This is a genomic window from Shimia sp. R9_2 (genome assembly GCF_017743735.1).
Taxonomy (GTDB): Bacteria; Pseudomonadota; Alphaproteobacteria; order Rhodobacterales; family Rhodobacteraceae; genus Shimia.
The window spans coordinates 367,424-382,383 of the sequence record NZ_JAGHRO010000003.1; the positions used below are offsets into that span (position 1 = coordinate 367,424).

The following is a 14,960-nucleotide window of genomic DNA, read 5'->3' on the forward strand; positions in this document are numbered from 1 at the left end:
AACAACTTAGGGCTTTAGCCACGGAACCCTGTGGCCACCACGAATTTCTCGGAACTGTCCGCGCGGCTGCTTGGGGGTTTCACATTCGCCACTTTGGTGAATTTCTGCTTCAGAAGCTTTTGCAGCTCCCCTTCGGCACCACCAGCCAGAACCTTGGCCACAAAGGTGCCGCCCTCTTCCAGCACGTCAAAGGCAAAATAAGCCGCCGCCTCACAGAGCGCCATAATGCGCAGGTGGTCGGTCTGCTTGTGGCCGGAACTGGCCGCCGCCATGTCGCTCATGACAACATCCGCTTTGCCGCCCAGCCAGTCTTTGACCTTCACATCCGCATCATCTTCCATGAAGTCGAGCTGGTGGATGTCACAGCCGGCAATGGCTTCCACTTCCTGAAGGTCAATCCCCAGAATTGTGCCAACCTTTTTGCCGGATTTCTCACCCAGCGCGTTTACGCGCGGCACGGCCACCTGGCACCAGCCTCCGGGGGCACAGCCAAGGTCCACAACCCGGGCACCGGGCACCAGAAAGCGGTATTTGTCGTCCAACTCCATGATCTTAAACGCCGCGCGACCGCGATAGCCTTCGGCCTTTGCGCGCTGCACATAAGGATCATTGAGCTGACGTTGCAGCCAACGGGTGCTCGACAGTTTGCGCCCGCGCGCAGACTTCACCTTCACGGTCAAATCGCGCTGTCCGCGCCCGGATGTGTTCTTGCCGGTCGGTTTCTTGGCCATCTCGCTCACCACTTTGCTTTGAAACAAAGCCTTCTAGTCATTTTTGCCGTCACTTCAAGCTGTCTTGCAAGCTCAGAACGACCCATCCTCTAGCACGCCGTCCGCGCTCATCTGCGCATAAAGCAACCCTTCACGCAGTCCACGGTCTGCCACGGAAAGCCGATCTGTCGGCCAGCAGCGCAGCAGCGCCTGCAAAATCGCCGAGCCGCTCATGATCAACGCCTGCCGGTCCTGCCCGATCCGCGGGTCATTGCGCCGCCCCTTGGGGCCAAGATCGAGATAGCCCCGGATGACCTTGTCAATCTGGTCACTGGTCATGCGCAGACCGTCCACTTTGGTCCGGTCATAGCGGCGCAGCCCCAAATGGCTTGCCGCAACGGTGGTCACCGTGCCGCTTGTGCCGATGATCTGAAAGCCTTCGCTCGGCGGCGCATCCTTATAAGGTGCGAACTCGCTGAGGTTTTCTTCAAAGAACCAGCTCATCAGCGCAAAGCGCGCGGCATCATCTTCCACATCGCGAAACTGGTCTCGCAAAGTGGCCACACCCAGCGGCACGCTGATCCAATCCACCACTTTTGCGGCTGGAAACGGGCTGTCTGCAGTGTGAAACCCGCCACGCAGCCGCATGATCGCGCGCGACCGCTCAATCGGCGGGACAGAGGACAGGTCAATCCAGACAAGCTCTGTTGACCCGCCGCCAATATCCACCACCAAGAGCTGCTCGGTCTTCATGGAAACAAGCGGCGCGCAGCTGATCACCGCCAAACGCGCTTCTTCCTCGGCCTGAATGATTTCCAGCTGCAAACCTGACTCGCGCCGCACCTGCCGCACAAAATCCCGCGCATTTTTGGCGCGCCGACAGGCCTCAGTGGCCACCAGACGCATCCGTTTGACCTTATGGCGCTTGAGCTTCTGCTGACAGATCCGCATCGCTTGGATGGTGCGCCGCATGGAGCCACGGGAAAGCCGCCCGGTGCTTTCCAGCCCGGAGCCCAACTGGACAGACTTGCTAAAGCTGTCCACCACATGAATTTGACTGCCCTTGGGTTGGGCAATCAACATGCGACAACTGTTCGTGCCCAGATCCAAGGCCGCGTAAAGCGTACTTGGATCAGGCGGTTTCGGCGCGGGGCTCTCAACCGGTTTTGGGAATGCGCCCGCACCTTTGGGACGCTTGGGCGCCATCGTCACGCCCTCCATTTCGTGTTGCCTTCAACCTAGTCTCTCGCTGCCCCCCGCGCAATCCCTCCTTGGGTGACGCCGCGCATCTTTGGGGCGCGCTCATGGCACAACGCCCCGGAAGCTCATCTTTTTCATGCAAAGATTTCACGCGCCCAGCCATAGCCAGAGCGCCGCTCAGACCGCTACAAGCAGCTCACAACAAAGCGCTAGGTCGCGGAATGCTGTCTTCGTGTCGAAATTGACACAAAGCGACAGGCGGCCCTGATTTACGTATGATGTACTGATACCGGAGGAATCAAACCCATGCCTGATGTCACCATTGTCTACTGGCGCGATATTCCTGCTCAGGTGATCGTTGGCAAAGGGCGTCGCGGCGCAAAGAAACCTTTGGCTGAACGGTTTGAGCAAGCCATCGACCGAGCAGCAATGAAGGTTGGCGCATCCGACACGGATGCCTATCTAGCAGAGTGGCGGAAGGCAGATCCGTATCCGGTTGAGGGCGAGCCGCAGGCGATTGTTGAACAAGAAGTCGCACGGCTTGAAGCAGAGTACGATCAGACGCGCATCAAGGCGCTGATCGACAATGAAGGCTGGGCATGACACGCCCCTCGATTTGGGAGGCCGCAATGGCTTTGTTGAATTTCAAGCGCAAGACCGATGAGGTCAAATCCGCCACACCGGAAATGGAAGCTTTCCTGAAAGGCTACTCCATCGAAGTGATGCCGCGCACGGCCGCCAAAGTCGACGACTTCCGCGTGCTTCTGCCTGAGGGCACCCGCGTCTATATCGCCCACATCGAGGGCACCCCGATCGAGGATATGGTCGCCACCGCCAAGCGCATCAAAGGCGAAGGCTATGACGTGATGCCCCACTTCCCGGCGCGCATCATCAAAGACAAGGCAACGCTTGAGAACTGGATCTCCATGTATCAAGGCGAAGCCGATGTGAAACAGGCGCTCCTGCTGGCCGGTGGCGTTGCCAACCCACACGGCGATTTCTCTGACTCCATGCAGCTGCTGGACACGGGCCTGTTTGACAAAGCCGGTTTCACCAACCTGCACGTTGCGGGCCACCCAGAGCCCAACATGGACATCGACCCGGACGGCGGTCGCGCCAACACCTACGCCGCTCTGGACTGGAAGCTTGAGTTCTCCAAGCGCACCGACGCGGACATGGCGCTGGCCACCCAGTTCTGCTTTGAGGCAGAGCCGGTGATCGAATGGGCCAACACGCTGAAAGAGCGCGGCATGACGCTGCCGATCCACATCGGCATCGCGGGCCCGGCCAAGCTGCAGACCATGATCAAATTCGCCATTGCCTGCGGCGTTGGCCCGTCTCTCAAAGTGCTTCAGAAGCGCGCAAAAGACGTCTCCAAACTGCTGCTTCCGCATGAGCCAACCGAAGTTCTCGCCGGTCTGGCCGCCCACAAAGCGGCAAACCCGGATTTCAACATCGAGAAAGTCCACTTCTTCCCGCTTGGCGGCATCAAAACCAACGCCAACTGGGCAATCGAAAACGGCGGTGCCTCCACGCAGCCAGCCGCCCCACAAAGCACCTCTGTCTGACAGGATAAAACATGACCCGGACCATCATTGAATCACAAACAAAAACAGCGATCATGGGGTTTGACCAGCCGTTCACCGTTATCGGTGAGCGCATCAACCCAACGGGCCGCAAGATCCTGAACGCAGAGCTGGAAGCGGGCGATTTCTCCCGCGTTCAGGCCGATGCACTGGCGCAGGTGGCCGCAGGCGCCACCGTTCTGGACATCAACTCCGGCGCGGTTTTCTCCAACAAAATGGCCGAAGATCCACGCTACGCGGACAACAACTTTGTTGAGCCTGACCTGATGCGCCAACTGGTGGAAAAAGTGCAGGAAGTCACCGACTGCCCGCTCTGCATCGACAGCTCCGTGCCCGGCGCGCTTGAGGCCGGTCTGGAAGCTGCCAAAGGCCGACCGCTGCTGAACTCCGTGACAGGCGAAGAAGAGCGTCTGGAAATCGTTTTGCCGCTGGTGAAAAAGTACAACGTGCCTGTGGTGGCGATCTCCAACGACGACACCGGCATCTCCGAGGACCCAGAGGTCCGCTTTGCCGTGGCCAAAAAGATCGTTGAGCGCGCAGCCGACTTCGGCATCCCGGCGCATGACATCGTGGTTGACCCGCTGGTGATGCCAATTGGCGCCATGGGCACTGCTGGCCTGCAGGTGTTTGAACTCAACCGCCGCCTGCGCAACGAACTGGGCGTGAACACCACCTGTGGCGCGTCCAACATCTCCTTCGGCCTGCCGAACCGTCACGGCATCAACAACGCCTTCCTGCCAATGGCAATGGCGACCGGCATGACCTCTGCGATCATGAACCCGATTGCCCTGCCTGTTGGCCCCAAAAAGCTGGCCGAGAAGAAAGCTGAAATCGCCGCCAAAGGCATCATCATTCCAGAGGACATGGATGACGAAGCCTTCTGCGAAACCTTCGGTCTGGGCTCCACCAAAGCCCGCGCAGGTAAGGAAATGGAGGCCATCCGCGCCGCCAACTTCCTGACCAACAACGACGACGGTGGTGCTGAATGGATCAAATTCAACAAATCTCCTGCAGATGCAGCCGCAGGTGGCCGTGGCGGTCGCCGTCGCCGTCGCGCCTAAGCGCTCCCTGATCTTACGAAGAAGCCCGCATCCTTTGATGCGGGCTTTTTTGTTTTCTGAGAGAGGCTTACCCTCGCTTCTTCAGGTTGCGAAAATCGGAAGCACGCACCGTGGGATCCTGACCTTCACCAAACAGGCTGTGTTTCTGGATCTTCTGCGTCCCGGTCACCGGAATATCCGGATGAAACCGGATCCAGCCCGGTGCCTTGTAATAGGCCAGCCGCGCAAAGCACCAATCAAACAGCTCTTGTGACAGGGTCTCGCTCTCCGCGCCGATAACCTGCACACAGGCCATCACCTCTTCATCGCGCATTTCATCTGGCACAGCCACCACCGCCACGCGCTCAACAGCCGGGTGGTCCTGCAGACAAGCCTCGATCTCCGCTGCCGCAATATTTTCGCCAGACCGGCGGATGATGTTTTTCTTGCGGTCCACAAAAGTGATCATGTCGGTTTCATCCATCACCACCGTGTCGCCGGTGTGAAACCATCCTCCGCGCCAGGCCTCTTCTGTGGCCTCCGGCAGGTTCAGATAGCCCGAAAAAGCGCCGCGACGCGGGGTCTCTTCACTATAACGAAGCACCATTTCGCCCGGTGTGCCCCGTGGCACTTCTTGGTCGTCGCCATCCACCACACGCACGTCCAGCCCCGGTTGCGGGCGGCCCATGGCGCGGGTGTCGATGCGGCGCGGCTCCTCATAGTCGCCCAGCAGACGGCACATCTCCGTCATGCCCCAGACCTCGATCAGCGGGAAGCCAAAGCGCTCTTCAAACGGGCGGTGCAGCGTGGGCTCCACCCCTGCCCCGACGGCGAATTTCACCTTGTGTTTCTTTTCCCACGCCTCGGGCGCACGGTTCATCAACGCCGGAATGACGATCCCAAGATAATGCGCTGCCGTGGCTTCTGTTTCCGCCAGTTCACGCCACCATGCGCTGGCCCGGAAACGCTCCGGCGCAATCTGCGCGCTGCCGGTTTCAATCACCGCCATGAACAGCAGGATCGCCGCATTCACATGGAACAGCGGCAGCGGGCAATAGACCTTGGTCACCCCCGCCTCAAATTCAATGAGGCCGCCACGTGAGGCATACCACTGCCCCATCTCCACCTCATAGCCATGGCTAAGCATACAGCCCTTGGGCCGTCCCGTGGTGCCTGAGGTGTAGATCAGGCTGGCCTCGGTCTCCTGCGTGATCGGGCCTAACTTGGGCGCAGCGGTTTTGCTCTGTGGCAGTGCAGGCAACGTAGTGCCCATCTCCACCATCGGCACATCCAGACCGCTCTCCGCAATCCCGGCCTCCATCAGCGCGCGCTGCTCCCGCACCACAAGCGCCAGCTCCGCGCCGCTGTCTTGCAGCAGATAGGCCACCTCCGCGGGGCGGTAATCCGGGTTCACCGGCACCCAACTGATGCCCAACTCTGACAACGCCAATTTCAGCAAAAGCATCTCAGGGCGGTTTTCCAGCAGTGCTGCGATCCGGTGCCCATGGCCGTAGCCTGCGGCTTTCAGCGTGGCCACCATCGACGAAACCTGCGCCTGCGCATCGCCATAGGTGCAGAGGTACCCCTCCGGGTGATATGCGCGCTCTGCGTTGGCTGGAACCTGCAAAAACAGCTTGTCGGCATAGGTCTCTGCCCGTGCGGCAAACAGCCCACCAATCGTCATGCTCATGAGCCTTCCTCCCTCTTCTTGGCGCGCGACTTTAGCGGAGCGCACAGCAAGCGCAATCACCGTAGAAACACCTAGGCGCCGCCGCTTTCCTGCATCTTGCGCGCATCCATCAGCTGGCCGTTGAATTCCGCGCTCAGAACAAAAATCGCCGACATCAGATAGAGATAGACCAGCGTCGACATGATCCCGGCAAGCCCCGCATAGGTCACCGAATAGGTCGAAAACCGGCTGAGGTAGAACCCAAACCCTTTGGAAACCGCCCACCACAGGACAATACAGAGCAAGATCCCCGGCAACAGCTCGCGCGATGAATGCGGCATGCCTGGCAGCCATTTGTGACAGGCAAACAGGAAGAAAACCGAAACGGATAAGGTGAAAATCTGACGGAACTGTTCGTTGCTCAAAATCGATTGGCTCAACCATGGGACCAGATCATCAAAGTAGTGCACCACCAACGGCACAATCACGTTAAACGCCCCGGCCACGACAATCACGCCAGACCCCGCAATCACAAACAGGATTGCCAGTGCGCGCGTTTTCCAAAACGGCCGCGGATCCTCATCGCGATACGCATCCGTGATCACCAACCGGATGGCCTGCACCCCGTTTGAGGCAAAAAAGATCGCCAGAACCGCCCCGAAGGTCAGCGTGGAACTCCCCGCCTGCAGCACCGCGCGCAGCTCGCTCTCAATGGAATCCGCAATCGCATCCGGCCAGGCGCCAATGGTGAACTCGACCACATCGTCGATATGCGCCTGCGGGCTCAGCACCCCCGCCAATGAAAGCGCAAACAGACAGAAGGGAAAAATCGCAAAGAGAAAGGACAGCGCAAGGTGCGAGCTGCGCACAGCGCCGCCTTTTGACCCAAATCTGCGGACGGCTTCAAAAAAACTTTGCAGGAAATTCAACAGACCCACTCACATTCAGCGACTTCAGTTCGCCACTATAATAGATTGAATAAAAGGGGTTTTCCATGACCCCAATCCAACAATCCCAGCTCTGACGTAGGGGATTTGGGTCGCCTCCTAAAATTTTAGGTAAATACAGCTAAAAACTGATGACAGTCTAAAAGGATATTTTCAGAAACTGGCTCTAACACTGGTCTCAGAGGGAAGACGCGATCTGGGGACACAGCCGCAACCTTCCTTAAGGGTCATGCAGCAGCCTCTCCAAATGTGTTGCGTGGCCTCGGACGACCGGCGCGCGCTCTCCCTCCCGGTGGCGCTGGTTGGGCGCAAGATCGCTACGCCTTGGCGGTTTTGCAATGTCTGTGCCCATGCCAGACCACTCACAGAACCAAGGCTGGTGCTGGCTCTACTCCAAGGAGCCAGCACCAAATCCCCCACCCGCCATCAAGCACCGCACAGAAAAAAAAAAAGGCGCCCCAACCTGGGACGCCTGAAACCCTGCTTTGTGGATGCGTTAGTTTGCACCCAGATAGGATTGGATATCGCTTTGCGCGCGCGCCACGTCACGGCCCTTGGGCGCCGGTATCTCCCCGGCCTCAGCCATCTCTTCCACCAGCGACCGGTAGGTTTCCAGATAGTTCTCCGGCAGATTATGAGCGATGCCCTGGTGGCAATCGATACAGGTTTTGCCTTCATCCAGCGCCTGCTGGTGATTGGCCGCCGCGCGGTTCTCCTGAATGGTGAAATCCATATATTCGAAGTTGTGGCAGTTGCGGCATTCGCGGCTGTCAGACTTCTTCATTTTCACCCAGGATTTGGACGCCATGCCGAGCCGGTGTTCTTCGTATTTCTCCGGCGTGTTAATCGTGCCCACCAGCGTGTGATACACATCTTTGCTGGCCAGAATCTTGGCTTTGATCTTGTGCTGCCATTCCTTTGGCACGTGGCAATCCGGACAGGTCGCCCGCACACCGGAGTGGTTGTTGTAATGCACCGTCTCTTTGTACTCGACAAAGTTGGTCTCCATCTCGTGGCAAGAGACACAGAACTCCTCGGTGTTGGTCAGCTCAAGCGCCCAGTGAAAGCCACCCCAAAACAGGATGCCCCCCACAAAGCCCCCGATCAGCAACCCACCCAGAGAGAAGGTTGTCGTGGGCGATGTCACCGTGCGCCACACACGCCGGAAAAAGCCGGGTTTGTCGTCATGATCAGACATGTCTCAACTCCTTTCCTGCTGCGTTATTGGGACGGGGTGAAGGTGCTCTCCACCAACGGCGGCGTGTTGGCCTGCGGCACGTGGCATTGGTTGCAGAACCAACGGGTGCCCGCGACCTGATCAAGCTGTTCGCCCTCACGCCCCAGATAGTGGGTCATCGACAGCGTCGGTGCCCCACGATCCCCGGCATTGCTCCAGTCATGGCACGCGAGACACTGGTTGGCGCTCAGATCGATTTGATACTGATCGATGGAATGCGGGATCAGCGGCGGCTGCTGGCGATAGTTGCGCACAAACCGGCGACTCTCCTGATGCAGAACCTCATCAATCCGGTTGATGTGGTCAATCTGATCATTGCGTAGGCTCTTCACGGTGCCCGCCTGATCCGCAATCGCAAAACCGCTGCCCACAACCACAGCAACCGCTGCCAAGGTGCTGACAAAACTGTATTTTCTCATCTTACAATCTCCGTAGCTTGCGGGGGTGGCCTTGGGCCGCGCCCCGCGCTGGCTATGTTGGGTGAGCGCCCCTCAGGCGCGCTCCACCTTGCAGGCACATTTTTTGAAGTCCGTTTCCTTGGACAGCGGACAGGTCGCATCCAGCGTCAGCTTGTTGATCAGCTGGCCCTCATCAAACCACGGGACAAACACCACGCCGCGCGGCATCCGGTTGCGGCCCCGGGTTTCCACCCGGCTGTGCATCTCACCACGGCGTGTGGCGATAGTGATCTCCTGCCCGCGTCGCAGGCCGCGCTCCTTGGCGTCCTCTGGGTGCATGAACACCTGCGCATAAGGATAGGCCCGGTGCAGCTCCGGCACACGCCGGGTCATGGAACCGGAATGCCAGTGCTCCAGCACACGACCGGTGACTAGCCACATATTGAACTCCTCATCCGGAACTTCCGCTGGCGGCTCATATGGGGCAAAGATGATCTTCGCCTTGCCGTCTTTGTGGCCGTAGAACTTAACGCCCTCGCCTTCTTTCACGTAGGGATCATAGCCCTCGCGGAAACGATATTTGGTCTCCTTGCCATCAACCACAGGCCAGCGCAGGCCGCGCTCCTCGTGATAGACGTCAAAGTCCGCAAGATCATGCCCGTGACCCCGCCCAAAGGCGGCGTATTCCTCAAACAGGCCTTTCTGCACATAGAAGCCAAAATCCTCAGATTCCGCATTGGCAAAGCCCTCAGCGGTCTCAGAAAGCGCGTATTTGTCGACCTGCCCATTGGCAAAAAGCACATCAAACAGGGATTTGCCTTTGAACTCGGGGTTGGCATCCAGAATGTCGGCTGGCCAAACCTCATCAGTGGTGAAGCGTTTGGAGAATTCCATCAGCTGCCACAGATCCGACTTTGCCTCACCGGGTGCATCCACCTGCTGACGCCAGAATTGCGTGCGGCGCTCCGCATTGCCAAAGGCGCCTTCCTTTTCCACCCACATCGCTGTGGGCAGGATCAGGTCTGCTGCCAATGCAGTGACCGTCGGATAAGGATCAGACACCACAATGAAGTTGTCCGGATTGCGATAGCCCGGGTAGCCTTCCTCATTCATATTGGGCGCGGCTTGCATGTTGTTGTTCACCTGCACCCAATAGGCGTTGATCTTGCCGTCTTTCAGGTCTCGGTTCTGCTGAACAGCATGGGAACCCGGCTTGGCGTTCAGGATGCCGCTGGGCAGTTTCCACTTCTTCTCGGCAATCGCGCGGTGCTCATCATTGGCCACCACCATGTCAGCTGGCAGACGGTGGGCAAATGTCCCCACCTCACGCGCCGTCCCACAGGCCGAAGGTTGCCCGGTCAGGGAGAATGGCGAGTTGCCCGGCTCCGAAATCTTACCGGTCAGCAGGTGCACATTGTACATCAAACCGTTCACCCAAGAGCCACGGGAGTGCTGGTTGAAGCCCATGGTCCAGAGGCTCATCACCTTTCGGTCCGGATCGGCGTACTGCTGTGCCAGTCGCAGCAGATTGCTCTCCGGCACACCGGACAGCTCGCTTACATATTCCAGCGTGTATTCGCTGACATACTCTTTGTAAGCCTCAAAATCGATCGCTTCGAGCTTGCCGCTGTTCGGGTTCGCCGCCGCCTGCTGAAGCTCATGTTCAGGACGCAGGCCATAGCCGATATCGGTCGCGGTTTTGGTGAAGTTGACGTTTTTATTCACAAAGTCCCAGTTCACCGCGTCATTTTCGATGATGTAATTCGCGATGTAATTCAGGATGGCGAGGTCTGTCTGCGGCGTGAAGATCATGCCATTGTCCGCCAGCTCAAACGAGCGATGCTCAAAGGTGGAGAGCACATGCACCTGCGCGCCGGGCTTGGTCAGGCGTGTGTCGCTGATGCGCGACCACAGGATCGGGTGCATCTCCGCCATGTTGGAGCCCCAGAGCACAAAGGTGTCCGCCGCCTCAAGGTCATCATAACAGCCCATCGGCTCATCAATGCCAAAGGCCCGCATAAAGCCGACCACCGCAGAGGCCATGCAATGGCGCGCATTCGGGTCGATGTTGTTGGACAGGAAGCCCGCTTTCATCAGCTTGGCGGCGGCATAGCCTTCCCAGACCGTCCACTGACCAGAGCCGAACATGCCGATGCCGGTCGGACCTTTGTCTTTCAGCGCGGCTTTGAATTTCTCTTCCATGATGTCAAAGGCTTCATCCCAGCTCACCGGGGTGAACTCACCTTCCTTGTCATAGACACCATTGGTCTTGCGCAGCATCGGCTGGGTCAGCCGGTCCGCGCCATACATGATTTTGGACAGGAAGTAGCCTTTGATACAGTTCAGGCCACGGTTCACTTCGGCTTTCGGGTCGCCTTGGGTGGCAACCACTTTGCCATCCTTGACCCCCACCAGAACCGAACAGCCCGTGCCGCAGAACCGGCAGGCCGCTTTGTCCCAGCGGATATCGGGCGTGCCCACCTGCGCCTGCGCCTCTTTGGGCAGGGTGATCCCTGCGGCAGAGGCCGTGGCCGCAGCGGCCGAGGCCTTCAGGAAACTACGTCGGGACGTTGGCAATGTCATGGCTAGACCTCCTTCAGAGCGTTTTGGATGCGGCTGCATCCGCGCCGCTTGGTTCGAAATGGTGATAAGTCAGCGTGATGGTGATCACGCCGGGGATCTGGTGCATATCCATGATGATCTCCGAGGCCCGTCTGGTCTCGGTGTCTTCAACAGTGGTGACAATCCGCCCCTCTTCCTGGGCGTGCACCTCACAGCCTTCCGTGGCTTTGATATCAGCGACGATTTCTGAGACACGCTCAGGCATCGCATGAACTAGGCATCCGCAGATATTGTACATTTTGGCATCTCGCTGGCTTGGGTAAGGCTGGCTGGGGAAGTCTCGTCCTCCGCCGCGGCTGCGGGCGCAGGATGGTGAAGCGACAGGGCATCTGCCGGACAAGGCGCAACACAGGTCCCGCATCCGCTACAGGCATCCGCATCAATATTGGGCTGCGACCGCCCCCCTGTCATAAGGCGAAACCGAATGGCGCCTTCGTCGCAATGATCTTCGCAAGTGCGGCACATCACCCCCTGCAAAGAGAGGCAGCTCTCCGCGACAACCGCGCGTACCTCCCATCCTGTCGCAGGCAGGATCGCACCAGCGGTGCAAACGTCAGAGCAAGCGTTACAGAACTCACAAGCGCGGTCGCTCACATCCACCACAGGAAAGCCGGCGTCATCTGCTTTAATGATGGCTTGCGGGCATGCCGCCGCGCAGTCTCCACAATGGGAGCAGGTCTCTTCAAACAGCCCACTCTCAAGTGCGCCCGGTGGACGCAGCGCCTGCGTTTGCGCAAACTGCCCGGTCAAAAGGGCACGGCGCTCAGGCGAATGTCGCATCTCTAACGTCACGTAAACACCGTAGAAAAATTCTGTTCGGGTCTTGAAGTCGTAAGTGCGTTCTTGCGCCACAAATAGGCTGGCGTAATTGACCTAGATCATTATGCGCCGATTTAGTGAAGCTTTTATCTGCCGAGGCAGAGATTAAACTCAACAATTACAACTGCATATTCGCGACTTCCCCAGCGTACACCTCAAGCTATGCGTGTGTCAAAACATGCATGTTTGGCGCATCGATTTTTTGGCACTCTCAAAGCATTTCGGCAGAGAGCGCTAAGACGCATCGCGTTCCGCTACCTCAGCCCCCCCCTCAAAAAGACCTTAGCGCACAGCAATACGACGCGAGGTCCCTTTTCGAGTTCACGCTTCAACTCATTAAAGTTGTTTGTTTCATTTGCGAAGCATGTGCAGATTTTGGTAACGGAAAGCGTTACACAAAAATCTACACAGACCAGATAACGTAACTTTAACTTGCGACGAATCGAACCGACGCTTAGGAAAACACAAGGGATCGCGGCACGTGCCGAAACGCAGAGATCCCGGGAGGAACCATGTCAGACGCTTTTATCTGTGATGCCACACGCACCCCCATTGGCCGCTACGGCGGGGCGCTTTCTTCGGTGCGCACAGACGATCTCGCCGCAGCGCCCATCGCCGCATTGATGGCGCGCAATCCCCAAGTCGATTGGGCTGCACTGGATGACGTAATTTTCGGCTCTGCCAATCAGGCGGGCGAAGACAACCGCAATGTGGCGCGCATGGCCGCCCTGCTCGCAGGCCTGCCGACCGACGTGCCCGGCACCACCATCAACCGCCTCTGCGCCTCTGGTATGGATGCGGTCGGCATGGCGTCGCGCGGTCTGCGCGCGGGTGACTACGACATGGCCATCGCGGGCGGCGTGGAAAGCATGTCCCGCGCGCCATTCGTGATGCCCAAAGCCACCACCGCGTTTTCGCGTGCCAATGAGGTGTTTGACACCACCATCGGCTGGCGTTTTGTGAACCCGAAAATGAAGGCCATGTATAGCACCGACAGCATGCCGCAAACCGCGGACAATGTTGCCGAAGACTATAACATCAACCGCGAAGATCAGGACGCCTTTGCCGCCCGTTCTCAGGCGCGCTGGGCTGCGGCTCATTCCGCCGGATATTTCGCTGAAGAGATCACCCCGGTGACCATTCCCCAGCGCAAGGGCGATCCGCTGATTGTCGACACAGATGAGCACCCTCGCCCCGGCACAGACGCTGCAAAGCTCGCCAAACTGCGCGGCGTGAATGGCGCTCATCTCACCGTCACCGCGGGCAATGCCTCCGGCGTAAACGATGGCGCCGCTGCGCTCCTAATGGCCACCGAAGCTGCCGCCGCTGCCAACGGGCTCACCCCAATGGCCCGCATCGTGGGCATGGCTGCCGCAGGCGTTGCGCCGCGCGTGATGGGCATCGGCCCGGTACCGGCCACGCGCAAAATTTTGAAGCGCACAGGTCTCACCATCGCGCAGATGGATGTGATAGAATTGAACGAGGCTTTCGCGGCTCAGGGGCTCGCATCGCTGCGGGAACTCGGCGTGGCCGATGACGCGCCCCATGTGAACCCGAACGGCGGCGCCATTGCCATCGGCCACCCGCTGGGCATGTCCGGCGCGCGCCTCGTGCTCTCCGCCGCTTATCAGCTCAAACGCACCGGCGGCCGCTACGCGCTTTGCACCATGTGTGTCGGCGTTGGCCAGGGCACCGCACTTATTCTCGAAAGGGTCTGACAATTCTCAGCCCGACGCCAGAGGAGGATACCAATCATGTACGCTCAGATGATCCAGTCAGAAGCCAGCCAGGATGATCCGCAAAAGCTAGCGGAGTTTCAGGCCCGCATTGATGCCGACATCAAGATCGAGCCGCGTGATTGGATGCCCGAAGGTTACAGAAAAACCCTGATCCGTCAGATTGGGCAACACGCCCATTCCGAGATCGTGGGCCAACTGCCCGAAGGCAACTGGATCACCCGCGCCCCTACGCTGGAGCGCAAGATGATCCTGCTCGCCAAAGTACAGGATGAGGCCGGCCACGGCCTCTACCTCTACTGCGCAGCTGAAACCCTGGGCGTGAGCCGCGATGACCTGACCGAGCAGCTCCTGTCCGGCAAGATGAAATACTCCTCCATCTTCAACTACCCGACCCTGACATGGGCTGACATCGGCGCAGTCGGCTGGCTGGTGGATGGGGCGGCCATCATGAATCAGGTACCGCTGCAACGCACCTCCTACGGCCCCTATTCCCGCGCCATGATCCGCATCTGCAAAGAGGAAAGTTTCCACCAGCGTCAGGGCTTTGACATCATGATGAAGATGGCTCAGGGCACCGAGGCGCAGCGCCGCATGGCGCAGGATGCGCTCAACCGGTTCTGGTATCCCTCACTGATGATGTTTGGCCCCTCTGACGCAGAGTCGGTGCATTCCACCCAGAACATGGCGTGGAAAATCAAGATGAACACCAACGACGAGCTGCGCCAGAAATTCGTCGACCAAACTGTGCCACAAGCCGAATTCCTCGGCCTCACCGTGCCGGATGAAAACCTTGCGTGGAACGAGGAGAAAGGCGGCTACGACTTCTCTGAGCCTGACTGGTCAGAGTTCTTTGACGTCCTGAAAGGCAACGGCCCCTGCAACACCGAACGGCTGGAGGCACGCAACAAGGCGTGGGACGACGGCGCATGGGTGCGCGAGGGCTTGCTGGCCCATGCAGAAAAGAAACGCGCCCGCAAAACCGCTGCGGAATAG

At 58.8% G+C, this 14,960-nt stretch carries 14 protein-coding genes; 5 read left to right on the forward strand and 9 right to left on the reverse strand.

Annotated elements, in window-relative coordinates; translation table 11 throughout:
* Positions 1 to 14: 14 nt before the first annotated feature.
* A complete protein-coding gene (locus J7400_RS10395; RefSeq protein ID WP_209062827.1) occupies positions 15 to 731 on the reverse strand; it encodes an RlmE family RNA methyltransferase in 717 nt (238 codons plus the stop codon).
* Between the two features lie 72 nt (positions 732 to 803).
* Entirely contained in the window at positions 804 to 1,916 is a 1,113-nt protein-coding gene (locus J7400_RS10400; RefSeq protein WP_209062829.1) for a Ppx/GppA phosphatase family protein, read from the reverse strand.
* A 300-nt stretch (positions 1,917 to 2,216) separates the two neighbouring features.
* Between J7400_RS10400 and J7400_RS10405 the strand changes: the two genes are divergently transcribed.
* Genes J7400_RS10405 through J7400_RS10415 form a run of 3 tightly spaced genes read left to right on the forward strand, consistent with a single transcriptional unit; the run spans position 2,217 to position 4,557 of the window.
* Positions 2,217 to 2,513, forward strand: coding sequence for a virulence factor (locus J7400_RS10405; RefSeq protein WP_209062831.1), 297 nt, complete (start codon positions 2,217 to 2,219; stop codon positions 2,511 to 2,513).
* A 26-nt stretch (positions 2,514 to 2,539) separates the two neighbouring features.
* Entirely contained in the window at positions 2,540 to 3,478 is a 939-nt protein-coding gene (locus tag J7400_RS10410; RefSeq protein WP_209062833.1) for a methylenetetrahydrofolate reductase, read from the forward strand.
* Positions 3,479 to 3,489: 11 nt separating this feature from the next.
* The gene (locus J7400_RS10415) at positions 3,490 to 4,557 is read left to right on the forward strand and encodes a methyltetrahydrofolate cobalamin methyltransferase (RefSeq protein WP_209062835.1); all 1,068 of its coding nucleotides are present in this window, start codon (positions 3,490 to 3,492) and stop codon (positions 4,555 to 4,557) included.
* A 67-nt stretch (positions 4,558 to 4,624) separates the two neighbouring features.
* Here J7400_RS10415 and J7400_RS10420 read toward each other — a convergent pair whose 3' ends face one another.
* From J7400_RS10420 to napF, 7 genes are all read right to left on the reverse strand, one after another.
* Positions 4,625 to 6,226 (reverse strand): AMP-binding protein, encoded by a 1,602-nt coding sequence (locus J7400_RS10420; RefSeq protein WP_209062838.1) that lies wholly within the window; start codon positions 6,224 to 6,226, stop codon positions 4,625 to 4,627.
* 71 nt (positions 6,227 to 6,297) lie between these two features.
* Entirely contained in the window at positions 6,298 to 7,143 is an 846-nt protein-coding gene (locus J7400_RS10425) for a YihY/virulence factor BrkB family protein (RefSeq protein ID WP_348540166.1), read from the reverse strand.
* 505 nt (positions 7,144 to 7,648) lie between these two features.
* Positions 7,649 to 8,350, reverse strand: coding sequence for a NapC/NirT family cytochrome c (locus J7400_RS10430; RefSeq protein WP_209062842.1), 702 nt, complete (start codon positions 8,348 to 8,350; stop codon positions 7,649 to 7,651).
* Positions 8,351 to 8,373: 23 nt separating this feature from the next.
* On the reverse strand, positions 8,374 to 8,808 hold the full coding sequence (locus tag J7400_RS10435) for a nitrate reductase cytochrome c-type subunit (RefSeq protein ID WP_209062844.1): 435 nt from the start codon (positions 8,806 to 8,808) through the stop codon (positions 8,374 to 8,376).
* 72 nt (positions 8,809 to 8,880) lie between these two features.
* Complete coding sequence (gene napA / locus J7400_RS10440; RefSeq protein ID WP_209062846.1) at positions 8,881 to 11,370, reverse strand: nitrate reductase catalytic subunit NapA; 2,490 nt, start codon at positions 11,368 to 11,370, stop codon at positions 8,881 to 8,883.
* A 13-nt stretch (positions 11,371 to 11,383) separates the two neighbouring features.
* The gene (locus J7400_RS10445) at positions 11,384 to 11,614 is read right to left on the reverse strand and encodes a chaperone NapD (protein ID WP_247738735.1); all 231 of its coding nucleotides are present in this window, start codon (positions 11,612 to 11,614) and stop codon (positions 11,384 to 11,386) included.
* An 8-nt stretch (positions 11,615 to 11,622) separates the two neighbouring features.
* Positions 11,623 to 12,189, reverse strand: a complete 567-nt coding sequence (gene napF, locus J7400_RS10450) for a ferredoxin-type protein NapF (RefSeq protein ID WP_209062850.1) — start codon at positions 12,187 to 12,189, stop codon at positions 11,623 to 11,625.
* Positions 12,190 to 12,740: 551 nt separating this feature from the next.
* Between napF and pcaF the strand changes: the two genes are divergently transcribed.
* Positions 12,741 to 13,946: a 3-oxoadipyl-CoA thiolase gene (pcaF, locus tag J7400_RS10455; protein ID WP_209062852.1), complete on the forward strand. Its 1,206-nt coding sequence runs from the start codon at positions 12,741 to 12,743 to the stop codon at positions 13,944 to 13,946.
* A gap of 36 nt (positions 13,947 to 13,982) precedes the next feature.
* Positions 13,983 to 14,960, forward strand: coding sequence for a 1,2-phenylacetyl-CoA epoxidase subunit PaaA (gene paaA / locus J7400_RS10460; RefSeq protein WP_209062854.1), 978 nt, complete (start codon positions 13,983 to 13,985; stop codon positions 14,958 to 14,960).

Coding starts and splice junctions, on each gene's coding strand:
- J7400_RS10430 (WP_209062842.1), bottom strand. CDS start 8,350: ATGTCTGATCATGACGACAAACCCGGCTTTTTCCGGCGTGTGTGGCGC.
- J7400_RS10415 (WP_209062835.1), top strand. CDS start 3,490: ATGACCCGGACCATCATTGAATCACAAACAAAAACAGCGATCATGGGG.
- J7400_RS10400 (WP_209062829.1), bottom strand. CDS start 1,916: ATGGCGCCCAAGCGTCCCAAAGGTGCGGGCGCATTCCCAAAACCGGTT.
- pcaF (WP_209062852.1), top strand. CDS start 12,741: ATGTCAGACGCTTTTATCTGTGATGCCACACGCACCCCCATTGGCCGC.
- J7400_RS10395 (WP_209062827.1), bottom strand. CDS start 731: ATGGCCAAGAAACCGACCGGCAAGAACACATCCGGGCGCGGACAGCGC.
- J7400_RS10435 (WP_209062844.1), bottom strand. CDS start 8,808: ATGAGAAAATACAGTTTTGTCAGCACCTTGGCAGCGGTTGCTGTGGTT.
- J7400_RS10405 (WP_209062831.1), top strand. CDS start 2,217: ATGCCTGATGTCACCATTGTCTACTGGCGCGATATTCCTGCTCAGGTG.
- paaA (WP_209062854.1), top strand. CDS start 13,983: ATGTACGCTCAGATGATCCAGTCAGAAGCCAGCCAGGATGATCCGCAA.
- napF (WP_209062850.1), bottom strand. CDS start 12,189: ATGCGACATTCGCCTGAGCGCCGTGCCCTTTTGACCGGGCAGTTTGCG.
- J7400_RS10410 (WP_209062833.1), top strand. CDS start 2,540: ATGGCTTTGTTGAATTTCAAGCGCAAGACCGATGAGGTCAAATCCGCC.
- J7400_RS10445 (WP_247738735.1), bottom strand. CDS start 11,614: ATGCCTGAGCGTGTCTCAGAAATCGTCGCTGATATCAAAGCCACGGAA.
- napA (WP_209062846.1), bottom strand. CDS start 11,370: ATGACATTGCCAACGTCCCGACGTAGTTTCCTGAAGGCCTCGGCCGCT.
- J7400_RS10420 (WP_209062838.1), bottom strand. CDS start 6,226: ATGAGCATGACGATTGGTGGGCTGTTTGCCGCACGGGCAGAGACCTAT.